At 66.4% G+C, this 25902-nt stretch carries 21 protein-coding genes and 1 tRNA gene; 4 read left to right on the top strand and 18 right to left on the bottom strand.

What is annotated here, in order from left to right; all coding sequences use genetic code 11:
• Positions 1 to 27 precede the first annotated feature (27 nt).
• The 3 genes from NX782_RS19485 to NX782_RS19475 form a co-directional block, all read right to left on the bottom strand.
• Positions 28 to 2436, bottom strand: a complete 2409-nt coding sequence (locus NX782_RS19485) for a hypothetical protein (RefSeq protein ID WP_258847146.1) — start codon at positions 2434 to 2436, stop codon at positions 28 to 30.
• A gap of 284 nt (positions 2437 to 2720) precedes the next feature.
• On the bottom strand, positions 2721 to 4052 hold the full coding sequence (locus NX782_RS19480) for a sigma-54 dependent transcriptional regulator (RefSeq protein WP_258847145.1): 1332 nt from the start codon (positions 4050 to 4052) through the stop codon (positions 2721 to 2723).
• A gap of 424 nt (positions 4053 to 4476) precedes the next feature.
• Entirely contained in the window at positions 4477 to 6447 is a 1971-nt protein-coding gene (locus NX782_RS19475) for a peptidase U32 family protein (RefSeq protein ID WP_258847144.1), read from the bottom strand.
• A gap of 175 nt (positions 6448 to 6622) precedes the next feature.
• Here NX782_RS19475 and NX782_RS19470 point away from each other — a divergent pair, with 175 nt between their 5' ends.
• Positions 6623 to 7246: a hypothetical protein gene (locus NX782_RS19470; protein ID WP_258847143.1), complete on the top strand. Its 624-nt coding sequence runs from the start codon at positions 6623 to 6625 to the stop codon at positions 7244 to 7246.
• Positions 7247 to 7261: 15 nt separating this feature from the next.
• On the opposite strand, the gene NX782_RS19465 is transcribed toward NX782_RS19470, so the two are convergent.
• Genes NX782_RS19465 through NX782_RS19455 form a run of 3 tightly spaced genes read right to left on the bottom strand, consistent with a single transcriptional unit; the run spans position 7262 to position 9929 of the window.
• Positions 7262 to 7498 carry a DUF6582 domain-containing protein gene (locus NX782_RS19465; RefSeq protein ID WP_258847142.1) on the bottom strand — a complete coding sequence of 79 codons (237 nt, stop codon included), beginning with the start codon at positions 7496 to 7498 and terminating at the stop codon, positions 7262 to 7264.
• Positions 7495 to 7635, bottom strand: a complete 141-nt coding sequence (locus tag NX782_RS19460) for a hypothetical protein (protein ID WP_258847141.1) — start codon at positions 7633 to 7635, stop codon at positions 7495 to 7497. Before NX782_RS19460 ends, NX782_RS19465 begins: the two co-directional genes overlap by 4 nt.
• 11 nt (positions 7636 to 7646) lie before the next feature.
• On the bottom strand, positions 7647 to 9929 hold the full coding sequence (locus NX782_RS19455; protein ID WP_258847140.1) for an FdhF/YdeP family oxidoreductase: 2283 nt from the start codon (positions 9927 to 9929) through the stop codon (positions 7647 to 7649).
• A gap of 205 nt (positions 9930 to 10134) precedes the next feature.
• Between NX782_RS19455 and NX782_RS19450 the strand changes: the two genes are divergently transcribed.
• Positions 10135 to 11250, top strand: coding sequence for a catalase family protein (locus NX782_RS19450; protein ID WP_258847139.1), 1116 nt, complete (start codon positions 10135 to 10137; stop codon positions 11248 to 11250).
• Positions 11247 to 11675: a hypothetical protein gene (locus tag NX782_RS19445; protein WP_258847138.1), complete on the top strand. Its 429-nt coding sequence runs from the start codon at positions 11247 to 11249 to the stop codon at positions 11673 to 11675. Before NX782_RS19450 ends, NX782_RS19445 begins: the two co-directional genes overlap by 4 nt.
• Before the next feature lie 6 nt (positions 11676 to 11681).
• Here the strand turns inward: NX782_RS19445 and NX782_RS19440 are convergent.
• The 7 genes from NX782_RS19440 to fdnG form a co-directional block, all read right to left on the bottom strand.
• Positions 11682 to 11777 (bottom strand) — tRNA-Sec (locus NX782_RS19440).
• Positions 11778 to 11794: 17 nt separating this feature from the next.
• A complete protein-coding gene (selB, locus tag NX782_RS19435; protein ID WP_258847137.1) occupies positions 11795 to 13684 on the bottom strand; it encodes a selenocysteine-specific translation elongation factor in 1890 nt (629 codons plus the stop codon).
• Entirely contained in the window at positions 13681 to 15126 is a 1446-nt protein-coding gene (gene selA / locus NX782_RS19430) for an L-seryl-tRNA(Sec) selenium transferase (protein WP_258847136.1), read from the bottom strand. Before selA ends, selB begins: the two co-directional genes overlap by 4 nt.
• Complete coding sequence (fdhE, locus tag NX782_RS19425) at positions 15123 to 16151, bottom strand: formate dehydrogenase accessory protein FdhE (protein ID WP_258847135.1); 1029 nt, start codon at positions 16149 to 16151, stop codon at positions 15123 to 15125. The genes selA and fdhE overlap by 4 nt, the downstream gene beginning before the upstream one ends.
• Positions 16152 to 16243: 92 nt before the next feature.
• Complete coding sequence (locus NX782_RS19420; RefSeq protein ID WP_258847134.1) at positions 16244 to 16924, bottom strand: formate dehydrogenase subunit gamma; 681 nt, start codon at positions 16922 to 16924, stop codon at positions 16244 to 16246.
• On the bottom strand, positions 16917 to 17849 hold the full coding sequence (gene fdxH, locus NX782_RS19415; RefSeq protein WP_258847133.1) for a formate dehydrogenase subunit beta: 933 nt from the start codon (positions 17847 to 17849) through the stop codon (positions 16917 to 16919). The genes NX782_RS19420 and fdxH overlap by 8 nt, the downstream gene beginning before the upstream one ends.
• A gap of 16 nt (positions 17850 to 17865) precedes the next feature.
• On the bottom strand, positions 17866 to 20937 hold the full coding sequence (fdnG, locus tag NX782_RS19410) for a formate dehydrogenase-N subunit alpha (RefSeq protein ID WP_258847132.1): 3072 nt from the start codon (positions 20935 to 20937) through the stop codon (positions 17866 to 17868).
• 174 nt (positions 20938 to 21111) lie between these two features.
• Between fdnG and fdhD the strand changes: the two genes are divergently transcribed.
• Positions 21112 to 21969: a formate dehydrogenase accessory sulfurtransferase FdhD gene (gene fdhD, locus NX782_RS19405; RefSeq protein WP_258847131.1), complete on the top strand. Its 858-nt coding sequence runs from the start codon at positions 21112 to 21114 to the stop codon at positions 21967 to 21969.
• Between the two features lie 13 nt (positions 21970 to 21982).
• Here the strand turns inward: fdhD and NX782_RS19400 are convergent, their stop codons facing one another.
• From NX782_RS19400 to NX782_RS19380, 5 genes are all read right to left on the bottom strand, one after another.
• Positions 21983 to 22336 (bottom strand): hypothetical protein, encoded by a 354-nt coding sequence (locus tag NX782_RS19400; RefSeq protein WP_258847130.1) that lies wholly within the window; start codon positions 22334 to 22336, stop codon positions 21983 to 21985.
• A gap of 48 nt (positions 22337 to 22384) precedes the next feature.
• Entirely contained in the window at positions 22385 to 23743 is a 1359-nt protein-coding gene (locus NX782_RS19395; RefSeq protein ID WP_258847129.1) for a serine hydrolase domain-containing protein, read from the bottom strand.
• Between the two features lie 32 nt (positions 23744 to 23775).
• Entirely contained in the window at positions 23776 to 24693 is a 918-nt protein-coding gene (locus NX782_RS19390; RefSeq protein ID WP_258847128.1) for a DUF2145 domain-containing protein, read from the bottom strand.
• The gene (locus NX782_RS19385) at positions 24693 to 25163 is read right to left on the bottom strand and encodes a hypothetical protein (RefSeq protein WP_258847127.1); all 471 of its coding nucleotides are present in this window, start codon (positions 25161 to 25163) and stop codon (positions 24693 to 24695) included. Before NX782_RS19385 ends, NX782_RS19390 begins: the two co-directional genes overlap by 1 nt.
• 107 nt (positions 25164 to 25270) lie before the next feature.
• The gene (locus NX782_RS19380) at positions 25271 to 25888 is read right to left on the bottom strand and encodes a hypothetical protein (RefSeq protein ID WP_258847126.1); all 618 of its coding nucleotides are present in this window, start codon (positions 25886 to 25888) and stop codon (positions 25271 to 25273) included.
• Between the last annotated feature and the right edge of the window lie 14 nt (positions 25889 to 25902).

The following is a 25902-nucleotide window of genomic DNA, read 5'->3' as shown; positions in this document are numbered from 1 at the left end:
GCGGCTTCCGTTTCACTTATGCCAGGATTACTGGCCGCCGACGTTCATGTTGCTCTGGACGTTGACGCTTTGCTGGACCAGGGAAGAGATGCCGGTGTTCTGGCTGATCACCATGATGCCTGCCGCGTTCTGGCCGGCGCCGCTCATGTTGTTCGACATGTTGAAGGTGCCTGCGTTGACGCTGTTCGAGCCGCCGTTGCCGCCTGCACCCGCACCGCCGGCACCGTTGGCGCCGTAGCCGGTGGTGATCGCAGCCAGGTCGCCGCCACGGCCGCCGGTGGTCGAGCCACCCGCACCGCCTGCACCGCCTGCGCCGCCGGTCGAGCCGCCATTGGTGGCTGCACCGCCGGTCGCTTCACCCGAGCCTGCCGAGCCGCTTGCGCCGCCCAGGCCTGCAGTGTTCGAAGCCGAGCCGCTGGCTGCGCCGTTGCCGCCGGCTGCACCCGAGCCGCCAGCCGCGCCTGCGCCGCCGTTGCCGGCAGTCGAGGTGCCCGATGCGCCCGCACCTGCGGCACCCGAGGCGCCGGCAGTGTTGCCCGCGCCGGCACCGCCGGTGCTGGCGTGGCCCGAACCGGCGCCGCCGGTGCCTGCGGTCGCTTCGCCGCCGGCTGCGCCAGCGCCTGCGGTGTTGGTGGCCGACGAGCCTGCGCCGCCTGCCGCACCTGCACCGCCTGCAGCACCCGAGCCGCCTGCGCCGCCCGCTGCGCCTGCTCCGCCGGTGCCTGCTGCGCCACCGGTGGTGGTGCCTGCGGTCGAGCTGTTGGCGCCCGAAGTCACGGTGCCGCCAGTTGCCGAGTGCGAGCCGCCGGTTGCGGTGCCGCTGGCGCCGCCTGCACCCATGGTGCCGTCAGTGCCTGCGCCCGAGCCCGAGCCGCTGGCCGGGGTGCCGCCTGCACCGCTCGAAGCGTAGCCGCCGCCGGCGCGCACGGCACCGTTGGAAGCGCCGTTGTCGCCGGTCGAGGCACCTGCGTTGCCAGCCGAGCCGCCGGCGCCAGCCAGGCCGCCGTTGCCGCCCATGCCGCCTGCCGCACCGGCGCCACCTGCCGCGCCGCGGCCGCCTGCACCGCCTGCACCGCCGGTTGCCATGCCGGTACGGCCGCCGTCGCCGCCTGCACCTGCGGTGGCGCCGCCGGCGTAGCCGCCGTTACCGCCCATGTTGCCGCCGGCATAGCCGCCGTTGCCGCCCGAAGCCGAGCCGCCGGCACCGCTGGCGCCGCCGAAGCCGCCGGTCGCCGACGAGCCGCCGCCGTTCGCACCCGAACCGCCAGCGCCGCCGAAGCCGCCGGTGCCGCCCGAGCCGCCAGCGCCGGTGGTCGAAGCAGCGCTGCTGCCGCCCATGCCGCCGGCACCGCTGGTCGAGGAACCCGACGAAGCGCCGCCTGCGGTGGCCGAACCGTTGGAGGCCATGCCGCCGGCCGCACCGCGTGCGCCGTTGGCGGCGCCTGCCGCTGCGCCTGCGCCGCCGGTGGCAGCGACGCCGCCCGAGGTGCCTTGTGCGCCGGCGCCACCGTTACCGCCGGCGCCGTTGGCGTTGCCGGTGTTGGAGGCGACGTTGCCGATGCCCGAGACGGTGTTGCCCGACACGGTGCCGCTCAGGTTCGAGGTGGCATTGGCGGTCGAGGTGTTATAGGCATTCGACATGTTCGAGGTGGCGTTGCCGGTGTTGGAGGCTGCCGAACCCACGCCGGCGGAACGCGAAGTGCCGTTCTTGCCGATGCTGTTGTCGCTGTTGTCCGAGTTGTTCGAACGATCCGAGCTGTCGGTGTTGTTCGAGTCGCGGGTGGTGTTGGTGGTGCTGGTGGTGCGCTGGCTGTTGTCGTTGCCGGAGTCGCGGTTGGTGGTGTTGTTGGTGGTGTTGGTGCGGGTGGTGTTACGGGTGGTGCTGTTGTCGTTGTTCGACGAGTTGGTGCTGTTGTTGCTGCGGTCGCTGCTGTCGGTGTTGGTCGACGTGTTGGTGGTTGCAGTGTTGCCGCTGTTGTTGGTGCTGCGGTTGCTGCTGTCGGTGTTCGTGTTGGTGTTCGTGCTGGTGTTGGTGTTCGTGTTCGTGTTGGTACGGGTGGTGCTGTTGTCGTTGTTCGACGAGTTGGTGCTGCTGTTGCTGCGATCGCTGCTGTCGGTGTTGGTCGACGTGTTGGTCGAGGTGTTCGTCGACGTGTTACGGCTGCTGTTGTCGTTGTTCGACGAGTTCATGCTGTTGTTGCTGCGGTCGCTGCTGTCGGTGTTGGTCGACGTGCTCGTAGTCGTGTTGCGGCTGCTGTTGTCGTTGTTCGACGAGTTCATGCTGCTGTTGCTGCGGTCGCTACTGTCGGTGTTCGTGGTCGTCATGTTGCGGTTCGACGTCACGGTGCTGCCGCCACGTGCCGTGATGTCATCGGCGGCCTGTGCGCTCAGCGAGAAAGCGAGCGAGATGGCGGTTACGAGCAAAGTCTTGTTCATTCGATTTCCCCTCTGGGTCTGATTGGTTGGTGATAGGTCGGCTGTAGCGCCGACACTTTTGTCTATTGCACAACCAATGCCAGCTTCATAGATGAGTCCGCTAAGTACTTGTTTTTGTTGACTTTGTCCGTCTGGTCCTACGGCGCCGTCAGAGTTTATCCGGCATGATTTGCCGAATTTATTAATAAAGTGTTTCAACTCCGGTACAGTTGTGTCCACTTGTGTCGGGCAACGCACCGTGGCGGGTGGACACAGTGTCACACCTTGTTACAGCTGTTAAAGCGTTACGGACGCATCCCGTGCTTGCTCAGAAGGCGGTACATCGTGGTGCGCGATACACCCAGATCGCGTGCCGCGCGGCTCACGTTCTGGCCGCTGCGCTCAAGGCAGTCGCGCAGTGCGGTGCGCTCGGACCGGGCGCGCGTATCGTCCAGGGCAGCCGTCGGCGCAGGTATGCCGCGGGTCAGGCCCAGGTCGTCCGGCGTGATCAGGCGGCCGTCCGACATCACCATCGCGCGCCGCACCCGGTTGATCAATTCGCGCACATTGCCCGGCCAGTCGTGGTCGAGAATGGCGGCGACCGCGCGGTCCGAAAAGCCCTTCAGCCGCGGCGACTTCTCTGCCGCATACACGTGGAAGAAATGCTCGGCCAGCGCCACGATGTCTTCGCGCCGTTCGCGCAGCGGCGGCACCGTCACCGGCAGCACGGCCAGGCGGTAGTACAGGTCTTCGCGGAAGTCACCCTTGTTCACGGCCTGTTGCAACTGCACGTGGGAAGCGGCGATCACCCGCACGTCGACCCGGATCTGGCGCGTGCTGCCCACCCGGCAGATGGTCTTCTCCTGCAGGAAGCGCAGCAGGTTGGCCTGCAGATCCTTCGGCAGGTCGCCGATCTCGTCGAGGAACAGGGTGCCGCCGTCGGCCGATTCGATCAGGCCGGCCTTGCCGCGCGTGGCGCCGGTGAACGCGCCGCGCTCGTAGCCGAACAGCTCGGAATGGATCAGGGTAGGGGAGATCGCGCCGCAGTTGATCGGCACGAAGGGACCGCTGGCGCGCTCGGACTCGGCGTGGATGGCCTGTGCCGTCAATTCCTTGCCGCTACCGCTCTCGCCCCAGATCAGCACCGGCGCGGCGACCTTGGCGACGCGGTCGATCTGCGCGCGCAGGCGCACGATCGCATCGCAATGGCCGATCAGCGGCGAATCCTTGTGCCCATGGTCGATCAGTTGCTGGCGACGGCGCTTGAGCATCGCCCAGCCGTGCGCATGCCCAAGGGTGTGCGACAGACGGACCGGGTCGGCCGGTGCCGTGTGGTAGTCGCACAAGTGCTCCACCACGAGGTCGCGGCAGGAAGTCGATTCAAGGTCGCGATGGTTGAACACCCCCACCCATTGCATATTGCTGTGACGGCGCAGGAAGGCGTCGACATCGCTCGGGCGCTGCTGTTCGCGGTCGTGCACGAGCAGGCCGACAAGATATTGGTTGTTGCGTAGTTCTCGCCCGGCTTCGGCGAGGCTGGTCACGCTGCAGATCTCCCACTCCGGCATGGTGTCGCGCAATAGCGCGTCCGTATCCATATGCCCGGGGGTGATGCACAGCAGGCGTTTATGGGCCATCCATCCTCCATGTAAAACGGTCGGCCGGTCCTCTCGCCGCGGCTGACATGCATGAAGACCGGCAAAGCTTTCTCGCGGATTGTAACTAACTGTAAAAATGCCAGTAGCTCAATAGCCGATAGGAAATAAACATTCGTCAATTGGCGTTTATGCAATATTATGCCGCGCGATCCTGAACCGTGTCGGACGATACGATCCCACGTGCACAGAGGGAGAAAGCATGGATGAACCCGACCGGCAGCTCATCTGTAAAGGGCGATAAAACGCTGGGCGCGGACACGCCCGGCGTGCCGGCGAGGTGCCGGCAGCGTGAGAATGTGTGAGGAATAAGATACTGAACGACTGGGTTCAGCAGGTACTGCAGGTGACTGGAAGTGCCAGCGCCTTGTGGACGACGCTGGCGTGGATGCTTGAACGTTCGGGCTCAGGCGCGCGGACGGGTCTTGTGGAACACCAGCGGGCTGTACGGAATGGCCGAGGGCGGCGGCGAGTTCAGGATATGCGGTTTCATCGCGCCGATGATGTGCATCTCGCAGGGCTTGCAGTCGAACTTCAGCGTATAGCGCTCGTCGCCGCTCACCAGCGTCATCGGTTCGGCGCGAACCTGGCCCTGTACGCCCTGCACACCCTTGGCCTGCTTCGGGCAGAGGTTGAAGGAGAAGCGCAGGCAGTGCTTGGTGATCATCAGCGAGACTTCGCCGGGCTCTTCGTGCGCCTCGTAGGCCGCGGCGATCAGCTGCACGCCGTGCTTGTGGTAGAAGGCGCGTGCCTTTTCGTTATAGACGTTGGCCAGGTAGCTCAGCTGCGCTTCCGGGTACACGGCCGGCGGCTCGGCGGCCTGGGCGCGCTCCGGACGCTCCCAGCCGGCCAGGCGCGCAGCTTCGTGGGCGGCGATGGCATCGCGGCGCAGCGCGTTGATGGCGCTGGAAGGCACGAACCAGGGCTGCGACAGCGCCAGTGCGATGCTGCGCGCCTCGAACATGGTGTTGCCGAGCTTGCCCAGGCTGGTGCGCAGGCCGGCTTCGGCTGCTTCCGCCTGCTGGGCCGGCTGCAGGACCAGGGCGGCATCGGCGTGGCTGGTGATCCCGTCTTCGTCGGTGACAGTCAGGCGCAGGCCGCCTTCGACTTCCGACAGCGCCAGATCCACCGCCACCCGGCGCTCGGACGACTTCTTGGTCAGCGCCGATTCCCACTGGTGGTCGCGGTTGCGGCTGATCGGCGTGCCGACTTTCAGGCCGGCCAGGCTCGCTACCTTCTCGTTCGGGAACACGCGCCAGCGCTGACCTTCGGCATCCTCGCCGAGCTTTTGCACGGTATTGGCCTGGATGCCGACCGTCTCGCGCTTGTGCATGTAGTTCAGGCCGTCGCCGTTGGCCATCGGCGCGTTAGTCAGCAGGTCGAAGTTGTCGCCGCCGATGCGCGTCACGGTGCCCAGCTCGACGCCCACGTACTTGGGCGTGTCGAAGGCGCCGATGTTGTCCTTGCGGCCGGTGGCGAAATAATCGGTGTGACCGCGGTGGAAGTTCTTGTCGACATCCGGCGTGAACAGGATATTCGTGCGGCCGCTGGAGGCGGCAGCCAGTTCCGGACGGCGTTCCAGGATCTCGTCCAGCAGCAGGCGGTAGTGGGCGGTGATGTTCTTCACATAGCCCATGTCCTTGTAGCGACCCTCGATCTTGAACGAGCGGATGCCGGCATCGACCAGCGCTTCCAGGTTGCGGCTCTGGTCGTTGTCCTTCATCGACAGCAGGTGCTTTTCGAAGGCGACGACGCGGCCCTGGCCATCGGACAAGGTGTACGGCAGGCGGCAGGCCTGCGAGCAGTCGCCGCGGTTGGCGCTGCGGCCGTTGTCGGCGTGCGAGATGTAGCACTGGCCCGAGAAGGCCACGCACAGGGCGCCGTGAATAAAGTACTCCAGGGGCGTGTCGACCTCGGCGCGGATCGCCTTGATCTTTTCGATTGTCAGCTCGCGCGCCAGCACCAGCTGCGAGAAGCCAACCTGGGACAGGAACTTCGCCTTCTCGACCGTGCGGATGTCGCACTGGGTCGAGGCGTGCATCTGGATCGGCGGCAGGTCCATCTCGAGCAGGCCCATGTCCTGGATGATCAGCGCGTCGACGCCGGCGTTGTACAGGTCCCAGATCTGGCGGCGCGCGGTTTCCAGCTCGGCGTCGTGCATGATCGTGTTCATGGTTACGAAGATGCGCGAGCGGTAGCGGTGCGCGAATTCGACCAGGGCGGCGATGTCCTCCAGCGGATTGCTGGCGTTATGGCGGGCGCCGAAGGCCGGGCCGCCAATGTACACCGCGTCGGCGCCGTGCAGGATGGCTTCGCGGCCGATCTCGGCGGTTTTGGCGGGGGACAGCAGTTCGAGCTGGTGGGCGAGCAGTGACATGACGGCCTTTGTGCAGATGGTGCGAAAGGCGGAAATTATAGTCGGATCAAGGGTTTATGTCAGCGTCATCGCTCTCCGGTGAGAAAGCGCGTATTTCTCCGCATGAAACTCGCCGTATGCTGTGCGCATTCGGCTTGCAAGGTTTTGCTTCGATAACAACTGATTGGAATTTGTGATGCGTCACATTAATTTCGCGCTCTCCTGGATGCTTCTCGCCGCTTGCGGCACAGCCTGTGCACAGGCAGCGCCCCCGCCAGCCTGCGCCCACGACCGCGTACGCCTGCTGGCCCTGAATGAAGACCAGTTCGACCAGGACATGGCGGGAGGATGGCGGGCACTATCGGCGATCCCGGGCTGCACCCTGGTGGCGGCCGACCTGGTGCACGCCTACAGCGAAGCGCACGGCAACAAGTCGGGACTGCTGTTTTGGCACGAGGCACAGTTGCGCGCCGAGGCCGGGCAATATCCCGAGGCGGCAGCGCTGATGCAGAGGGCGTACAAGCCCGCGGGCGAGGACAAGGCCGGCTGGAACCCGTATGTCGAGGCGACGATTGCCTTCTTGCGCCGGGACCGGGCTGCGTTTGCCCAGGCCAGGGCACGTCTGGCGGCCACCCCGGCGCCGACGGGCGCCGGCATACCGCCTGTCGTCGATGGCTATATGGAACTCGAGTTTGACGACGGCACCAAGCGCAAGATGCGCTGGCCGCTCAACATCGACGTGGTCGAGGGCCTGGAAAACTGCTTCGACAAGCCTTATACGGAGGCCTACGCGAACGCCTGCCGCGAACAGAAGCGCTGAGCGCCGGCGCGAGGCTCAGCCAATCTCGCGCCAGTCGCTCTCGTTCAGCTCCACATCGAATTTCTTCGCCGCGGCGCGGATGCGCTGCCAGGCTTCGTCGCGCTCGGCGTCGCTCACGTCCTTCACCTGCTTGAAACGTGCAATCGCATTGCGCACGTGGCTCGCGTCTTCCAGCGGTTCCTTGCGCTGTTTCGGAAAGGCGTATTGCCGGCCCGGGAGTTCGTCCCGGTCTTCCTGGTCGAGTTTGCTCATGATGCCGTGGATTTCAGCTTTTCCTGCTTGTGTTCCTTGTACATGAACAGCGCCGCCGCAGCGGAAGCCAGCAGCAGGACCACACTCGCGGCATCGACGCCAACGTTCACGCTCACATTGACCCTCACATCTTTCATGGCATCTCCTATCATTGCGCCGCCTCGATCCGCACTGCAATCGACTTGGCCGCCGGCACATGGCTGTCCTTCGCGTAATGCCAGAGCGGAATCAAGGGATTGCATTCGGGGTAGTAACCGGCGATGCAACCGCGCGGCACCGGATACTGCATCACCGTCAAGCCATCCACGCGCCGCTCGACGCCGTCGTCGGTGGCGGTGAGCGCACTGACCTTGGCGCCGTCCTGGAGGCCGCGCGCGTCCATGTCGGCCTTCGACATGAAGACCACCATGCGGTCGCCGGTCACGCCGCGGAAGCGGTCGTCGAGGCTGTAGATCGTGGTGTTGAACTGGCCGTCGCTGCGCACCGTGAACAGGCGCAGCGTGCCTTCGCGGTCGGGCAGGTCCGGATCCACCTTCAGGCTGTCCGGCACCGTGAAGTTGGCCTTGCCGGTCGGCGTCTTCCATTCGCGCTTGGCGGCCGCGACCGGCTTGCGGAAGCCGCCCGGGGTCCACATGCGCTGGTTAAAATCGTGGAAGATCTCCGGGTAAGTCTCGGCGATGGCGTCGCGGATCCTGCTGTAGTCCGCCACCCAGGCATCCCAGTCGACCTTCGGGTTCGGCGCCAGCGTGGCCTTGGCCAGGCCGGCGACGATGGCCGGTTCCGACAGCAGCGTGCCGGCTGCCGGCTCGGCGTAGCCGCGCGAGCCGTGCATGCACCCGGTCGAATCCTCGATCGACACCGCCTGCTCGACGCCACCCTGGCGGTCGATCTCGATCCGGCCCAGGCAGGGCAGGATGTAAGCCGCCTGGCCATGCACCAGGTGGCTACGGTTCAGCTTGGTCGAGATCTGCACGCTCAGGGGCAGATTGCGCCAGGGCGCTTCCATCAGCCCGTGCTCGGGTACGGCGCGCACCAGGTTGCCGCCCAGGCTGACCAGGGCCTTGATCTTGCCGTCGCGGATCCCTTCGCAGGCCTCGACCGTGTTCAGGCCCTTCTCGCGCGGCGGCTCGAAGCCGTACTGTGCCTTCAGCTTGTCGAGCGGCGCCAGCTCCGGCTTTTCGGTGATACCGACCGTGCGCTGGCCCTGCACGTTCGAGTGCCCGCGCACCGGGCAGATGCCGGCGCCTGGTTTGCCGATGTTGCCGCGCATGAGCAGCAGGTTGACCAGCATCTGGATGTTCTGCACGCCGTTGCGGTGCTGGGTCAGGCCCATGCCGTAGATGCCGATCACCGCCTGCGAGGCCATGTAGACGCGTGCCGCATCGCGGATGTCGGCGCGGTCCAGCCCCGCCTCCTGTTCGATCTCGCTCCAGGTAGTGGCACGCAGCTTTTCCGCCAGCGCGCCGAAGCCATGGGTATGTTCCGCAAGGAAGGCCCGGTCCAGCGCCGGCGGATCGCCGCGCTTCTCCGCCGCGTCGTCTTCTTCCAGCACCGCCTTGCACAGGCCCATCAGTGCGGCCGTGTCGCCGCCGGCTTTCAGCTGGTGGTACTGGGTGCTGATCGGTGTCTCCGACCCCGTCAGCATCTCGACCGGCGATTGCGGGTTGGTGAAGCTGACCAGGCCGCGCTCGCGCAGCGGGTTGAAGGTGATGATGGGCACGCCGCGCTTGCGGGCTTCCTGCAGCTGGTGCAGCATGCGCGGGCTGTTCACGCCCACGTTCTGGCCGAAGAACAGGATGCAGTCGGTCTTTTCGAAATCGTCGAGCACCACGGTGCCGATCGGCACGCCGATGCTCTTGGGCAGCGCCACCGAGGTGCTTTCGTGGCACATGTTCGAGCTGTCCGGCAGGTTGTTGTTGCCGTACATGCGCGCGAACAGCTGGTACATATAGGAAGTTTCCAGAGAGGCGCGACCGGAGCTGTAGAACACCACGCTTTTCGGATCGAGCTGGCGCAGCTGCGCGCCGATCTCGCTGAAGGCCTGACTCCACGAGATTTCGAGATAGCGGTCCGAGGCGGCGTCGTAGCGCAGCGGCACCGTGATGCGGCCGGCCGCTTCCAGATCGTGGTCGTGCCAGGCTTCGAGTTCGCGTACCGTGTGGCTGGCGAAGAAATCGGCGTCGATGCGCTTGCTGGTGACCTCCCAGGCGGTGGCCTTGGCGCCGCTTTCGCAAAATTCCGCCGGATGCGGGTGTGCCGGCTTGGCCCAGGCGCAGCTGACGCAGGCGTAGCCGTCCGGTTTGTTCTGCTTGAGCAGCAGCGCCGCGCGCTGCGGCGGCACTTTTTCCTCGAGCAGGATGTGGCTGACTTCCTTCAGCGATCCCCAGCCGCCGGCCGGGGTCTTGGGTTCATGACCGCTTTCTTTGTCCATAGCTGTACGCCGTCCTGAAAGGTATCGCCCGAATGTCCTGCTGGGCGCGATGACGCCAGCGTGAGCCACGGCAAGCCCCTCGTCTGTTCGGAAGCGCACATGGCGGTGCAAGATGCCGTCAATCATCGTTAAGGTGCGGTGCAGCACGGAAGGCGCCGGCTGCGCCTGTCAGAATGGTTATTCGATCAATCACCCAGGCCACGCCATGAACGCTCCCGCCGATATCCGTCCGATCCCGTATTCGCCCGCCGTCGAAGTGCCGGAAGAAAAGGAAGCCGAGACGGCTTTCGAGCTGAAGGACACGATGCACGGCATCTCTCTCAAGACTTACGAGGATTCGGGCCATGCGATCCGCAGCGTGCACGCCAAGACGCATGGCTTGCTGGTCGGCGAACTGACGGTGATCGACGGCCTCCCGCCGGCCTACGCGCAGGGCTTGTTCGCCGAGGCCGGCAGCTATCCGGTGGTGCTGCGCCTGTCGACCACACCCGGCGACATCCTCAGCGACGATGTCTCGACCCCGCGCGGCATGGCGCTCAAGGTGATCGGCGTGCCGGGCGCGCGCGTCGACGGCAGCGAGAACGACAGCACCCAGGACTTCGTGCTGGTCAACGGGCCGGTGTTCTCGGCGCCGAATGCGCAGAAATTTGCCGGCAGCGCCAAGCTGCTGGCCGCGACCACCGACAAGGCGCCGAACCTGAAGCGCCTGTTCTCGGCGGTGGCGCGCGGTGCTGAAAAGGCGGTCGAGGCGGTGGGCGGCGAGAGCGTGACGCTGAAGTCGCTGGGCGGCCATCCGGAAACCAACCCGCTGGGCGAAACCTATTTCAGCCAGGTGCCGATCCTGTACGGCGATTACATGGCCAAGGTGTCGGTGGCACCGGTATCGGAGTCGCTGACCGCCTTAAAAGATGCGCCGGTCGACCTGAAAGCTAAACCCGACGGCCTGCGCGATGCCGTGGTCGACTATTTCGCGGGTTCCAGCGGCGAGTGGGAGCTGCGCATCCAGCTGTGCACGGACCTGGACAAGATGCCGATCGAAGATGCCTCGGTCGAATGGCCGCAGGAACTGAGCCCCTATGTCGCGGTCGCGCGCCTGAAGGTCGAGCCGCAGCCGGCCTGGAGCGAGGAACGGGCCAAACGCATCGACGAGGGCATGCAATTCAACCCCTGGCACGCACTGGCGGCGCACCGTCCGCTCGGCTCCGTCATGCGGGTGCGCAAGGAGGTGTATGCGATGTCGAAGCGCTTCCGCGCCGAACGCAATGGCGTCGAGATCGCCGAGCCGCGTGACATCAATTTCATTATGGAGAAACAAGGATGAAGAAAACCCTGATCCTGCTGGCGCTGGCCGGCACCGTCGGCCTGGCAAACGCCCAGAGCCATTCCGTGACCAATTATTCGAACCCGCCGGGCAAGCAGGCCGACAGCAAGGCCGGCACCGACGCCACGCCCGGCCTCACCGCCACCGCCCACCAGCAGGATGCCAGGCATCCGAACCAGGGCCTGAAGGACCGCGCCGCGAATGTGGGCAAGCCCGGCAAGCCGGCGCAGCAAGCCAGCAAGGCGGCCGCCGCCGATCAGCCGGCGTCCAGCGACAAGTCGCAGGGTCCGACGGCCTCGGTGCAGCTCGACGGCGCCAGCAAGGGCGGCGCCGAGGCGACGCTGCAGACCGAGCCGTCCGAGCGCGCGCTGACGCCGGACCAGCGCGCGGCTTTCGACGTGCGTGGCACTGGCGGTTCGAAGTAAGGGGATTGGCGGAAGGCAGAAAGAGTCGAACTTACAGGGGAGCGGCTAACGCCCCCCACCGGGTTTGAAGCCCGGCCCCATCACCGGATGAGAATGCCTTCCATGTCGTGGCGACCAGGCTATTGCCAACTCGCGTTCGGCCTCAGCAGATGGCTGTTGCGAACCCGTCGAGTATAGCCGACGCGGTCGAAAAACTCCAGAATCTGGATCGCCCGTTTCCGGCCGAGCCCGGTCGCATCGCGGAAGCTGGCGGCGTCGGGTTCCGGCAAATCGGCGACGATGCGTGCCAGTTCGGCCAGCGGTGCCGGATGATAGAACAGATCCGGCACCACCTGGCTGAGCTGGCCCGAGCGCGCCAGCCTGCGCAGCAACTGACGCACGGTTTCTTCGGCCAGCGCGAACTCGCGCGCCAGGTCGCGTACCCAGGGCGGATCGTAGCGCCCGGCCTGCAGCGCCGGCAGCAGGCGCGCGGCGAGGGCCTGTTCGGTCTCGCCCAATGCCACGCTGTGGCCCGGGAGGTGCAGGCTGCGGCCGTTACGCGCCAGGGCGCCCGCATCCAGCATGCGTGCCACCAGACCGCTCCACAGCGCGTCGTCGAGCTCTGGCGCGGCCATGCGCTTCAGGCGCCACAGTTCCGGGCCGGCGTCGTCCGGCTGGCGCGCATGGAAGTCGGTCAGTGCGGCCAGCACCTTGTCCTGCAGCGGCGTCAGCATGGCTTGATCGAGCAGCAGCGCGTCGCCGCCGGCCAACGGCAGGCGCAGCGTGTCTTGCGGCAGCGCCAGGTCCGTCAAGGGCAGCTGGGTCAGGCGCACCAGTTCGGCGCCGGCCAGGCCGGTGGGACTGGCACGCAGCAGAGCCGCGGGCTCGCCATGCCGTGTAAAGGCTTCGAGCGCATCCAGCCAGGCCAGACGGGCGGCGCTCCTGCGCTTGCGCGGCGCCCCGAAAGGATCGAGCACCAGGCCGCCGCCCAGCGTCTGGGTCGCCTGGGCGTTGCGGATCACGAAGCGGTCGCCCGGCACCGTGTGCAGCGCCTGTTCGAAGACCAGTTGCACCCGCCCGCGCTGGCCCGGCTGCAGCTGTTCGCCGTCGAGCGGCACCAGGTGCGCCAGGCGGTGCGCCGCACCGATATGCACGTGCACTGGCGACCAGGCTTTCAGCGGCGCGCCGGCATCCGCCAGCAGCGACACGCTGGCGTCGAAACGCTCGGAGCTGGCCGCCATGCGCGGATCGACCAGCCAGTCGCCGCGTTCGATGTCTTCGCGCGCGGCGCCGGCCAGGTTCAGCGCCAGGCGCTGGCCGGCCTGGCCGCGTTCGGCGGGGCGGTTCTGGGCGTGGATCGCACGCACCCGCACCTGCCGGCCGGACGGCGCCAGCACCAGGGTATCGCCAACCGCCACGCTGCCGGCCAGCGCCGTGCCGGTCACCACCGTGCCCTGGCCGGCCAGCGTGAACACGCGGTCCACGCCCAGGCGGAACAGGCGCGCCTCGTCGCGCCGCGGCAGGCCGCGCTCGACGTTTTTCAGCCAGTCCAGCAAGGCCGCCACTCCGGCATCGCCGGCCTGGGTGGCGCTGGTGCGGAACAGCGGCGCCCCGGCCAGCGCGGTACCGCCCAGCAGCGCGCCGATCTCGCGCTCGACGCGTTCGATCCGGGCCGCGTCCGCGCGGTCGCACTTGGTCAGCGCCACCACGCCGCGCTCGACGCCCAGCAGTTCCAGAATGGCCAGGTGCTCGCGGGTCTGCGGCATGACGCCGTCATCGGCGGCGACCACCAGCAGCGCAAGGTCGATGCCGGTCACGCCGGCCGCCATGGTGCGGATGAATTTCTCGTGCCCGGGCACGTCGATCATGCCGAGCATGCCGCCGTTTTCCAGCGGCAGGTAGGCATAACCCAGCTCGATCGAGATCCCGCGCGCCTTCTCTTCCTTCAGGCGGTCGGTGTCGACCCCGGTGAGGGCGCGCGTGAGGGTGGTTTTGCCGTGGTCGATGTGTCCTGCGGTGCCGACGATCATGCTTGCAGTTGCGTCAGTTGGGCGGCAAAGGCCTCGCGCTGGCCGGCTTCCAGGCAGCGCAGGTCCAGCCAGAGGGTGTCGTCGGCGATGCGTCCGACCACCGGGCGCGGCAGCGCGCGCAGGCGCCGTTCCAGTACGCCCAGCGGGTTGCCGCGCAGGCCGGCGCGGGCGCGGATCGCCAGTCCGTGGCTGGGCAGACGGTCGACCGGCAACGCGCCGCTGCCGATCTGGCTGGCCATCGGCGCGGTGTCGACGGTGTAGTCGTCGCCGAGCGCCGCGCGCATGGGATCCAGCAGCGATTCGGCCAGCGCGCGCATGTCGGCGGCGGGACGCGTCAGCAGGCGCAGCGTGGTCAGGCGCTGCGGCAGCAGGTCGGGCGCGCGGTACAGGTTCAGCACCGGGGCCAGCGCCGCCAGGGTCAGCTTCGACACGCGCAGCGCGCGCTTCAGTGGGTTTCTCTTGATCGCCTCGACCAGGTCGCGGCGGCCGGCGATGATCCCGCATTGCGGGCCACCGAGCAGCTTGTCGCCGCTGAAAGTGACCAGGTCGGCGCCCTGGGCGAGGGTCTCGCGCACCGTGGTTTCGTGCGGCAGGCCGTAGCGTTCGAGGTCGACCAGGGTACCGCTGCCGAGGTCGACGGCCAGCGGGATGCCGCGTTCGCGCGCCAGCGGCGCCAGTTCGGGCAGGGTCACCTCGCGCGTAAAGCCGGTGATCGCGTAGTTGCTGCAGTGGACCTTCAACATCATCGCGGTGGCCGGTCCGGCGTTCTCCGCATAGTCCCTCGGATGGGTGCGGTTGGTGGTGCCGACTTCGCGCAGCGTGGCGCCGGCGCGGGTCATGATGTCCGGAATGCGGAAGGCGCCGCCGATCTCGACCAGCTCGCCGCGCGAGACGATCACCTCGCGGCCCTGGGCCAGCGAGTTCAGCATCAGGAGCACGGCGGCCGCATTGTTGTTGACGATGGTGACGGCTTCGGCTCCGGTCAGCTCGCGCAACTGGGCTTCGACCAGGCTGTCGCGGTCGCCGCGGGTGCCGGTCTCGATGTCCCACTCCAGGTTCATCGGCCAGCGCAGTGCTTCGACCACGGCCTGCACCGCCTCGTCCGGCAGCAGCGCGCGCCCGAGGTTGGTGTGCAGCACGGTACCGGTCAGGTTGTAGACCGCGCGCAGGGTCGGCGCGTTGGCGCGTCGCAGGCGCTCGGCGGTGCGGGCCAGGATGGCGGCGGCCGAGGTATCGGGCGCGTCTTGTACAGCGGTGCCGGCCGGGCTGGCTGCCGCGCCGCCGAACAGCGCGGCGCGCAGCAGCTCCAGCTCGGCGCGCACGGCGTCCACGGTCTGCTCGCGGCCATATTGCGCCAGCAAGGGCGCGCAGGTGGCGTCGTCGAGCAGCAGGTGGACCGCGGGCAGGCGCGCGCGGCCCGGTGCCGGCACCGCCGCGCTCATTGGTTTTCCCGCAGCCACAGCAAGGGGTTGCCGCTGGCGCGGGAATAGCCGGCTTCGGTCACCAGCACGTCGAGCAGCATGCTGGCGAGATCGTCGGCCAGCGGCTCGACGTGGAAGTCGTGCTCCTGGTTGAAGATCTTGCGATAAGTCCAGCAGTCGTCGCAGGTCTCGGCGCGCGCGACCTTGGTCGGGTCGTTGGCCTTGTCGAGCGGCTTGCCGGCCTTGGCGGCCTGCTTGTTTTCCGCGATCGGATCGGCGTCGTGCGCGACCAGGCCCTGGTAGCTGACTTTGCCGTTCGCCTCGCAGCAGGAGCACTTGACGCGCACCATGTGCCACTCGGATTCGCAGACGCTGCAATGCAGGTAGCGGTAGCCCTGCGACTGGCCGCCGATGCGCACCACGCTGGCCACCGGATGCGAGCCGCACACCGGGCACAGGGTGCCGGTCATCAGCGGTTGGGCCCAGGCCTCGTCGAGCTGGGCGGCCATCATGCTCCAGGCCACCTGCAGGGCGGCGGCGACGAAGGGGGCGCGCAGCGGATCGGCGCCGTCGGGGTAGCTGCCGAGGACGGCGTCGGCGATGCCTTCCAGTTCGGCGCTCGGGGTCGCGCGCAGCGCCGCCAGGGCGGGCGCCAGTTGCGGCGGTGCGTTTTCGGCTTCGGCGAGGACGTCCAGCAGGGCGCCGAACACGGCCTGCCAGTTGGCCGGACGCGCGCCGCTGACGGGCAGCGGCGGCATGTTGTGATCGTGGGCGGCGCGCAGCGCGGCCTGGTCGGGCAGCACCACGCCGGTGGGGCCGAGCCTGGCGACCAGCGCGTGCTGGGCGTCGGCCACGACGGCCATCAGGCCCAGGTAGCCGCGCAGCGCTTCCTCGACCGGAATGCCGGGCACCTCGCCGGCGGCGAGCTGGCGCAGACGCCGCGCACGGGCCTCGAACAGGGAGGCCGGGCGGGGCAGGTGCAGGCGGGGGATGGCGTTGTGATCGAGGGCTTCGATCTCGCCGGGTTGGAGCAGACGTTGAACCACGATTTATCTCGACTAAAAACAAAGGCCGGGTCGCCATGGCGACCGCGGCCTATTTTAAATGAATGCGGCGAAGCGTGCCGGGCAGGCGCCCGTCAGTGGCTGCGCTCGCCTTCCTTCATGACTTTCTGGAACCACTTCGGATGGTGCTTGCGCGCCCAGCCGTAGGTGACCGTGCCGCGTACCATCGCGCCGATCGAGCCCTTGATCCACATGCCGGCATAGATATGCACGATGATCGACATGATGATGATGAACGCAAACAACGCGTGCATCAGGGCCGAGAAGCGGATCAGGCCGATCGGGAAGAAGTGCGAGAACCACTGGCGCCAGATGACGATGCCGGACAGCATCAGCACGATCATGCACAGCACCAGCGTGAAGAACAGCAGCTTCTGGCCGGCGTTGTATTTGCCGATCTTGGGCAGCTTCTCTTCGCGGTTGGCCAGCACGTCGCCGATCTGGCGCAGCCATTGCGTGTCGCCTTCTTCGAAGTGGTTGTGGGCGCGCATGCGCAGCGCCAGCAGCATGAAGGAGACGAACATCAGCACCCCGAAGAAGGGGTGCAGGATGCGCGTCCACTGGCCGCCGCCGAACAGGCCGTACAGCCAGGCCATGGCCGGATGGAACATGGCCAGGCCGGACAGGGCCAGCAGGATGAACAGGATCGCGGTGAACCAGTGGTTGCTCCGTTCGTTTGCCGTGTAACGCTGGATCAGCGGATGCCCATCCTTGTCGCGCGGCACGCCGGCCGGGTTGCCATGTCGATCATGCATCGTGATTCTCCCCCTTCGTCTCCCCCTTCAGGCGTTTGGCTTCGGCCAGGGCCTCGGCTTCTTCTTCCTTGCTGACCTCGTTCGGGCCCACGCGGCTGTAGTGGAACCAGCCGGCGACCGCGGCCGCGGCCAGGCCCATCAGGGCCAGCGGCTTGGTGACGCCTTTCCACAGCCCCACCATCGGGCTGATGGCCGGCGCATTCGCCAGGCCGCTGTACAGGGCCGGACGATCGGCGTGGTGCAGCACGTACATCACATGGGTGCCGCCAACGCCGGCCGGGTCGTACAGGCCGGCGTTCTCGAAGCCGCGTTCCTTCAGGTCTTCGATACGGCCGGCGGCCTGCTCCTTCATCGCCTCCTTGGTGCCGAACATGATGGCGCCGGTCGGGCAGGTCTTGACGCAGGCCGGTTCCTGGCCCACCGCCACGCGGTCGGAGCACAGCGTGCACTTGTAGGCGCGGTTGTCCTTCTTCGAGATGCGCGGCACATCGAAGGGGCAACCGGACACGCAATAGCCGCAGCCGATGCAGTTTTCCTGGTGGAAGTCGACGATGCCATTGTTGTACTGCACGATCGCGCCCGGCGACGGGCAGGCCTTCAGGCAGCCCGGATCCTCGCAGTGCATGCAGCCGTCCTTGCGGATCAGCCACTCGAGGTTGCCGTCGTTGGTTTCGTGCTCGGCAAAGCGCATCACGGTCCACGATTGCGGCGTGAGGTCGATCGGGTTGTCGTACACGCCGGAATTGACGCCGACTTCGTCACGCAGCTCGTTCCACTCCATACAGGCAGTCTGGCAAGCCTTGCAGCCGATGCACTTCGAGACGTCGATCAGCTTGGCCACCTCGCCACCCACCGGGTGGCGGGCGGTTGGCTGCTGGACGGTGGTCGCGGAAACCCGCTTGATATCCAAAGATTGTAATGCCATAAGATTCTCCCGGCCTCTATGCTTTCTCGACCTTGACCAGGAAGGACTTGAATTCCGGTGTTTGCGAATTACCGTCGCCCACCGAAGGGGTCAGGGTGTTGGTCAGATAGCCTGGCTTGGTCAGGCCCTTGAAGCCGAAGTGCAGCGGAATGCCGACGGTATGGGTTTCCTTGCCGTCGATCTTCAGCGCACGGATACGCTTGGTCACGATCACTTTCGAGATGATGTGGCCGCGCTTCGAGCTCACCTTGACGGTTTCGCCGCTGGCCACGCCGATCTGCTTCGCCAGCGCCTCGCCGATCTCGACGAACTGCTCGGGCTGGATGATCGCATTCAGGCGCGCATGCTTGGTCCAGAAGTGGAAGTGCTCGGTCAGGCGATACGTCGTCGCCACCACCGGGAACTCGTTGGCCGTGCCGAAGTCTGCACGGTCGCCAGGGAACACGCGGGCGCCCGGGTTGCTGGTCGCCTTCGGGTTGTCCGGGTGCATCAGGTTCTTGCCCACCGGGTTTTCGAACGGCTCGTAGTGCTCCGGGAACGGTCCTTCGTTCATCATGCCGCGGGCGAAGAAACGCGCCACACCTTCGGCATTCATGATGAAGGGGTTCATGCCGCCGGCCGGATTCTCGTCGATCTTGAAGTCGGGCACGTCGGCGCCGCTCCAGGTGGTGCCGTTCCAGCTGACCAGCTTGCGGGTCGGATCGAAAGGCTTGCCGTTGACGTCGCAGGATGCACGGTTGTACAGCACGCGGCGGTTGGCCGGCCATGCCCAGGCCCAGTTCAGGGTGTTGCCGATACCGGTCGGGTCGCTGTTGTCGCGGCGGCCCATCTGGTTGCCGGAAGTGCCCCAGCAGCCAGCCCAGATCCAGTTGCCCGAGGTGGTGGTGCCGTCGTCGCGCAGCAGGGCGAAGCTGTTGAGCTGGTCGCCTTTCTTGGCCAGGATCTTGGTCGGATCCTTCGGATCGGTGATGTCGGCCAGTGCCTTGCCGTTGAACTCCATCGCCACTTCTTCCGGGGTCGGTGCGAAGGGCTTGTTGTACGGCCAGGTCAGGTTCAGGATCGGATCCGGGAACTTGCCGCCGTCCTTCTGGTACATGGCCTTCATGCGCAGGAAGATACCCGCCATGATGTCCATGTCCGGCAGTGCCTTGCCCGGCGCCTCGACGCCTTGCCAGTGCCACTGCAGCACGCGCGAGGAGCTGACCAGCGAACCGCGCTCTTCGGCGAAGCAGGTGGTCGGCAGGCGGAACACTTCGGTCTGGATCTTGCTCGAATCGACCACGTGGAATTCGCCATGCGACTTCCAGAACTCGGCGGTCTCGGTTTCCAGCGGATCCATCACCACCAGGAACTTGAGCTTGGCCAGCGCACGGGTCACCTTGGCCTTGTTCGGCGCCGAGGCGATCACGTTGAAGCCCTGGCAGATGTAGCCGTTCATCTGGCCCTTGTCCATCAGTTCGATGGCCTGCAGCAGATCGTAAGGCTTGTCCAGCTTCGGCAGGTAGTCGTAGGCCCAGTTGTTGTCGGCGGTGGCGAAGTCGCCCCACCAGGTCTTCATGAAGGAGACGTGGAACTTCTTGTAGTTGCTCCAGTAGCTCAGCTGGTTCGGACGCAGCGGTTTCGACGCACGTGCGGCGATGTAGTCGTCGAAGCCTTGCTCCTTCTCGAACGGCAGCGTCATGTAGCCCGGCAGCAGGTTCGACATCAGGCCGAGGTCGGTCAGGCCCTGGATGTTCGAGTGGCCGCGCAGTGCGTTCATGCCGCCGCCGGCGATGCCAATGTTGCCCAGCAGCAGCTGGACCATGGCGCCGAGGCGAATGGTCTGGGCGCCGGTCGAGTGGTGGGTCCAGCCCAGCGCATACAGGATGGTCGCGGCACGGCCTGCCACGGCGGTCGAGGCCAGGGTCTCGGCAACCTTGTGGAACTGCTCGGGCGAGACGCCGCAGATCTGCTGCACTTTTTCCGGCGTGTAGCGCGAGTAGAACGCCTTCATCAGCTGGTACACGCAACGCGGGTGCTGCAGGGTCGGATCGACCTTGGCAAAGCCATCCTCGCCGATTTCGTAGTTCCAGCTCGACTTGTCGGTGTACTTGCCGGCTTTTTCGTCGTAGCCCGAGAAGATGCCGTCATTGAAGGCAAAGTCTTCGCGCACGATGAAGGAGAAGTCGGTGTAATTCCTGACGTACTCGTGATGAATCTTGTCGTTCGTCAGGAGGTAATTGACGATCGCGCCAAGGAATACGATGTCCGTGCCGGTACGCGTCGCAACGTAATAGTCGGCGACGGACGCGGTACGGGTAAAACGCGGGTCGACCACAACCAGCTTGGCCTTGTTATGGGCCTTCGCTTCGGTCACCCATTTGAAACCACAGGGGTGTGCTTCGGCGGCATTGCCGCCCATGACCAGGATCACGTCCGCATTACGGATGTCGACCCAATGATTCGTCATCGCGCCACGGCCAAACGTCGGGGCAAGACCTGCCACCGTCGGGCCGTGTCAGACACGTGCTTGGTTATCGAATACGAGCATGCCCATCGGACGAACAACCTTGTGGGTCAGGTAACCCGCTTCGTTGCTCGCGGCCGATGCGGCCAGCATGCCGGTGGTCAGCCAGCGGTTGACGGTCTGGCCGTCGGCGTTCTTCTCGATGAAGTTGGCGTCGCGGTCTTGCTTCATCAGCGTGGCAATGCGGTCGAGCGCCTTGTCCCAGCTGATTTTGGTCCACTCGGTGGCGCCTGGTGCGCGGTATTCCGGCTCCAGCAGGCGGCTCGGGCTGTGGATGAAGTCGACCAGCGAGGCACCTTTCGGGCACAGGGTGCCGCGATTGACCGGGTGGTCCGGGTCGCCTTCGATGTGGATGATCGACGCCGCCACGTTCTTGGCGTTGTCGCCCAGGCCGTACATCAGCAGGCCGCAGCCCACTGAGCAGTAAGGGCAGGTATTCCGGGTCTCGGTCGTGCGGGCCAGCTTGTACTGACGGACTTCGGCGAGTGCCGTTCCGGGAGCAAAGCCAAGCACCGCCAGGCTCGAGCCGGCAATGGTTGCGCCAGATACCTTAAGGAACTGGCGCCTTGACATTTGATTCATTGAGAAGGTCCTTCTTTCTGACAGGAAATGATTGCGCCGCAAGTGTAGCACTCAGCCGCAGTTTGAGAAATGATAAAATCTCTCAGAATCTAACCAAGGCAGTGTTTTTTGCTGAAAATAAGTGGTATCCACAATAACCAGGCGTCATTACAGACGCCCATTTTCAGGTATTTGATGAATCTATCGACACTTACCGAGGTGTTGCCGAATGGCACGGATCTGCCGACGGCGGGACCGCGCCAGATCCTGCGCCAGCGCCAGGGTGTGCTGACCCGTCTCGAGGACATGGTCGTCGCCGAAACGCCGGTAGCGCTGGTCTACAACGGCATTTCGCATGCGGTCATGATGGCGACCCCGGCCGACCTCGAGGAGTTCGCGCTCGGCTTTTCGCTGAGCGAAGGCATCCTCGCGCGTGCGGCGGATTGCTACGGCATCGACATCGAGACCGGCCCCAAGGGCGTCGCCGTGCACCTCGAGATTGCCAGCGCCGCCTTCGCCGCGCTGAAGGAGCGCCGGCGCACGCTGGCCGGCCGTACCGGCTGCGGCCTGTGCGGCATCGACAGCCTGGACCAGGTGCTGCGCCCGGCGCCGGCGCTGGCCCCGGCGCGCAACTTCAGCGCCGCCGGCGTGCGCACCGCTTTAAGCGCAATGGGCGGGGCGCAAGCCTTGAGCCGCCTGACCGGCGCCAGCCATGCGGCGGCCTGGTGTGCGCCGGACGGCAGCCTGCGTCTCGTGCGCGAGGACGTCGGCCGCCACAATGCGCTGGACAAGGTGATCGGTGCGATGGCGCGCAGCAAGGCCGCCGCCGATGACGGTTTCCTGTTGCTGACCAGCCGCGTCAGCGTCGAGATGGTGCAGAAGGCGGCCGCTGCCGGCGTCTCCGCCCTGGTCGGGATGTCGGCACCGACGCTGGCCGCGGTCGAGCTGGCGGACGCATCCGGCATGACGGTGCTGGCGTTCGCGCGCGGCGCCGATTTCGTTTGCTATACGCATCCGCAGCATCTGCTGCTGGACGGCGGCCAGCACGCCTGACCAGCCTGAAGTTTTAGGGCGCGACCAGGGCCAGCAGGGCGCTGCGATCGTCCGCCAGCTGGCACTGCGCCGTGGTGCGGTCCCACAGCAGGAACATGCCGTACGCCCAGTTGCCCACCAGTTCGCGTTCGGACGATGGCTTGGCGTCCGCGCCATCCAGCAGGCGCAGGATCTCGGTACGGGTGAGGGCGGTCAGATGCTCGTAGTTCCAGTCGTCCTTCGGCATCATCTTCTGGCGCGCGCGGTAGCGGCGGGCGCGTTCGGCGTCGCTCAGCTTGTCGGCCTTGGGTGGACGGCCGCGCTTCTTTTTGGCGGCGGCCGCTTCCAGGGCGAGTTCGATGGTGCGTTGGTCTTCCGGCTGTTTCATGGGCGTGCGTGCTTGACGGGAACGCCCCATTATTCGTGATGCGTTACGTTAAGGCAAGGGTGCAATCGCGCCGCGGTACAGGGCATCGGTGATGCGCTCCTGGAAGCGCGCCTCGGACGAGAACTTGCCGGGCTGTTGGTCCGGATCGACGCCGACGCCGGTGCTCACGTAGATCATGCCGTCCTGCTTCACCGGATCGAACACGAACAGCGCGTTCAGGCCCCAGGACCAGCCCAGGTGGCCGACCCCCTTGAAGCCGCCGCCCTGCACCAGACGTTCGCCGCTGGCATGGCCGTCGCGGACCATGCTGGTGTCCGTGAAGTGCTGGTTGCCCAGGCCCCAGGCCTGGTAGAGGCCGCGGTAGCTGCCGCCATCGCCGTTGGGGCTGCCGTTCGTTCCGTCCGGCTGCAGTGTCCACTGGCGGCTGAACATTGTCGCGACCGTCTGCGGAGCCAGGATCTGTCGATGGCCATCGCGGCCGCCGTGCATCAGCATGAGCATGATCCGGGCCAGGTCGCCGGTCGAGATGCGCAGGCTGCCCTGGGGGGCGAACACGGTGCCGTTGCTGCCTGCCCTGTAGGCGGCGAGGCCTGCCGGCGCGGACGGCGCCGCATGGTCGAAATCGTCGGCCTGGGCGACCCAGGGGCCGTTCGGGTCCCAGGTTTCGTCGCCGTCCTTCTCGCGCTTGCGGTAGAGGGTGGCGACGTCGTCGATCCTGGCCGGCGCGAAGTCGGCCAGGTAGAAGCCAGCCTTCAGGTCCATCGGATCGAAGACCAGGCGCCGCATCAGGCGGTCGAAGCGCTCGCCGCTGGCCGCTTCCATCACGGTCGCGATCAAGCCCCAGTTGAAATTCACGTATTCGAACCATGCGCCCGGCGCGTGTCTGGTGTCCCACATCGCCCCCTTGCCGTAATAAGGCCCGCCGGGCAGCAGGACTTCCTTCAGGTCGACCTCGGGCGCGAACTTGAAGCCGCCTTCGTCGCGCAGCGAAGACGTGTGCGTCAGCAGCATGCGCAGCGTGATCGCCCGGTTCGGGAAAGACGGGTTCCGCAGGCGGTAGCCTAGATAAGTGCCGATGTCGGCATCCAGCGACAGCTTGCCTTGCTCGACCAGCTTCATCGCACCGAGCGCCGTCACGAATTTCGAGACCGAGGCGACGCGGAACAGCGTGTCGTCGTCGATCGGCCGCGCCGGTTTGCCGTCGCTGGCCAGGCGCTTGCTGCCCAGGTGCTGGCGGTAGACGATTTCGCCGCCGCGGATCGCGACCACGGAGAGGCCGGGCAAAGGCATGGCCGGGTCGTCGGCGATGGTTTGCAGCTGGCGGGTGAGGGCGGCTGCCCGCTCTTTCGGCAGCGGGGCTGCCGCCGTGTGCGCGGTGGCGATCGTCATGGCGGCTGCGGCAAGCATGCTGGCTATTTTATCGTGACGCATCACGTTAATCATGAGTCCAGGGGAATGACTTCATCGCCGGGCATCGGTGCGCATTCGGCGCCGATCGGCTCCCAACCCCGATGCACGACGATGTGCCGGGTGTCGTGGCACAGCTCGACCCGCCGTGCCTTGGGCGAGCGGCGGTGCGCGAAGTCCTCGATGGACGCGGGCACGCTGACGCGCAGGCTCAGTGCGTACAGATCGTCGACCGGATGATCGTCGAGGTGCACCAGCGGCACGAACTGGCCGGCAAACATCAGCCAGCGCGACTTCAGCTTGACCGGGCCCGCGCTGTAGCCCTGTTCGCGCAGCCAGTCCTGGGCTTGTTCGCGCGGCTTTTCACGCCGGTCGATGCCGCCCCAGGCGCTGGCCAGCAGCTCCGCAACCCACTGGTTGCAGTTCTGGTAGCGGGTGCCGAAGGCGTAGGCGTTGGCGCTGTAGCGGCCCGCCAGCAGGGCCAGCGCGAGCGGTTTGTCGCGCGCGGCCTGCTCCAGTTGCGCAGCTTCGTCCCGGTCGAGGAAGACCAGCGAGACGTGGCCGCGCCCCGGCGCATCGGCGCCCAGCGCAAAGCCGGCCACGCCCTGGTCGAAGATGCGCGGACGCGATTCGTCGCAGGCGTAATATAGCTGGCGCACGGTCCAGGCGCTGTCGGCCTCCTTCAAGGCCACGCCGGCATGCGAATACAGCAGGTCGAAGCGGCTCAGGTCCAGGCCTGCGCGCGCGATCAGGGCGACGCTGCCGCCCGAGGCTTCCAGTTCGCGCTTGACGGTGCCGGCAAAGCGCAGCACGCGGTCCTGCTCGGCCGCGCTGACTTCCTTGCCGCGTTCGCAGAACACCGGCATGCCGGCCGACGCGGACGCGCTGGCGCCGAGTGCGATCGCGGCGAGCGTCACGCGAAGCACGGCGGTCGCGCGGCGTGGCAGCATCAGATCGTGACCTGGCGCGAACCGAGTTCGCGGTACCAGTCGTCCTGCAGCGCCAGGAAGAAGGGCTGTTTGGTATCGGCATAGGCGAATTCGTAGCCGTACACGCGTTCGTTGACGTGGACCACGGCGCCGGCATCGACCTGGCGCGCGGCCAGGGCGCGGTTCGGCACGTCCAGCGTGAACTCCTGGGCCGGCGTGCCGGCCACCGGGCGCAGGGTCAGGCGCGTGGTCTCCAGCTTGGCCGGGGCCTGGGCGACGTCGATCACCCGGTAGTCGCCGGCGGCGACGCGCTTGTCGCGATTCGAGCTGTTGCTGGAGGCGCCGATCGAGTCGGAGATGCTGGCCGACGAGGCGGAACCGGCGCTGGAGGCGGAGGATGCGACGCTGTCGGCGTGGGCGGGCGTCAGGCCGGCGGCGAAGGCGCCGATGGCGGCGGCGCAGGCAAGGCGGCAAAGGAGGGATGCATTCATGGTGGTCTTTCGTCGTAACGCTGTTTGGTTGAGCTGATGGCGGCTATGTTACATGCAGCGTGGGCAGCTGCACAGCATATGCTGCGGAAGTGGCGGCCGATCGGGGTCTAGACGGCAGGCCTGTGGCGCCGTTCGCGGTCGTGCTGGAGGGCCGGCCCGTACGGACGATCATCGTCCTGATGGCGAGCCATGGCGCTGTGCAATGCCTGTGGTGTCAGGGGACGTTGCAGGATGGCGTCGACGCTGTCGCAATCGGGATGGCCGCGCGAGCATGCGTCGGCACCGGGCTCGGTCAAGAGGACGATGAAGGACAAGGGCGAACAGCGCTTGAGTTCACCGGCGAGCGAGCGCCGGTCTTCGGGGATGGCCGTGGTATGAATGACGATCAGGTCAAAAGGCATCAGCTGCGCGGCGAGCAAGGCTTTTTTGGCGCGAAACACCGGCGTGACGGAAAAGCCCAGCGTGCCGAGTGCGCCGTGCTTGCGTTGCAGCTTGCCGAATCTTTTTCCAGGACCAGTGCGTGCTTCATGATCGGAACTCTTGTCGGATACGGCATGAGTTGGGGCGGGCCGGGCGGATTCAAGGATGGAAGCAAAGTTCGCATTCTTGGTAGTTTCGGCTGACTGTTGCGCGTCATCACCTTCTCGGAACTGGAATAATCTCTTAATTCCCGTTGCGTTTTGAAATTGCCTGAAGTGTTGCGCTTGCAGTGCCGTCGAACGCAACACTTATCGACTGT

It is taken from the genome of Massilia norwichensis, assembly GCF_024753245.1.
Classification (GTDB): Bacteria; Pseudomonadota; Gammaproteobacteria; order Burkholderiales; family Burkholderiaceae_D; genus Telluria; species Telluria norwichensis.
This window is presented reverse-complemented; position numbering and strand designations above follow the sequence as displayed.

Coding starts and splice junctions, on each gene's coding strand:
- NX782_RS19485 (WP_258847146.1), bottom strand. CDS start 2,436: ATGAACAAGACTTTGCTCGTAACCGCCATCTCGCTCGCTTTCTCGCTG.
- NX782_RS19480 (WP_258847145.1), bottom strand. CDS start 4,052: ATGGCCCATAAACGCCTGCTGTGCATCACCCCCGGGCATATGGATACG.
- NX782_RS19475 (WP_258847144.1), bottom strand. CDS start 6,447: ATGTCACTGCTCGCCCACCAGCTCGAACTGCTGTCCCCCGCCAAAACC.
- NX782_RS19470 (WP_258847143.1), top strand. CDS start 6,623: ATGCGTCACATTAATTTCGCGCTCTCCTGGATGCTTCTCGCCGCTTGC.
- NX782_RS19465 (WP_258847142.1), bottom strand. CDS start 7,498: ATGAGCAAACTCGACCAGGAAGACCGGGACGAACTCCCGGGCCGGCAA.
- NX782_RS19460 (WP_258847141.1), bottom strand. CDS start 7,635: ATGAAAGATGTGAGGGTCAATGTGAGCGTGAACGTTGGCGTCGATGCC.
- NX782_RS19455 (WP_258847140.1), bottom strand. CDS start 9,929: ATGGACAAAGAAAGCGGTCATGAACCCAAGACCCCGGCCGGCGGCTGG.
- NX782_RS19450 (WP_258847139.1), top strand. CDS start 10,135: ATGAACGCTCCCGCCGATATCCGTCCGATCCCGTATTCGCCCGCCGTC.
- NX782_RS19445 (WP_258847138.1), top strand. CDS start 11,247: ATGAAGAAAACCCTGATCCTGCTGGCGCTGGCCGGCACCGTCGGCCTG.
- selB (WP_258847137.1), bottom strand. CDS start 13,684: ATGATCGTCGGCACCGCAGGACACATCGACCACGGCAAAACCACCCTC.
- selA (WP_258847136.1), bottom strand. CDS start 15,126: ATGAGCGCGGCGGTGCCGGCACCGGGCCGCGCGCGCCTGCCCGCGGTC.
- NX782_RS19420 (WP_258847134.1), bottom strand. CDS start 16,924: ATGCATGATCGACATGGCAACCCGGCCGGCGTGCCGCGCGACAAGGAT.
- fdxH (WP_258847133.1), bottom strand. CDS start 17,849: ATGGCATTACAATCTTTGGATATCAAGCGGGTTTCCGCGACCACCGTC.
- fdhD (WP_258847131.1), top strand. CDS start 21,112: ATGAATCTATCGACACTTACCGAGGTGTTGCCGAATGGCACGGATCTG.
- NX782_RS19400 (WP_258847130.1), bottom strand. CDS start 22,336: ATGAAACAGCCGGAAGACCAACGCACCATCGAACTCGCCCTGGAAGCG.
- NX782_RS19395 (WP_258847129.1), bottom strand. CDS start 23,743: ATGCTTGCCGCAGCCGCCATGACGATCGCCACCGCGCACACGGCGGCA.
- NX782_RS19390 (WP_258847128.1), bottom strand. CDS start 24,693: ATGCTGCCACGCCGCGCGACCGCCGTGCTTCGCGTGACGCTCGCCGCG.
- NX782_RS19385 (WP_258847127.1), bottom strand. CDS start 25,163: ATGAATGCATCCCTCCTTTGCCGCCTTGCCTGCGCCGCCGCCATCGGC.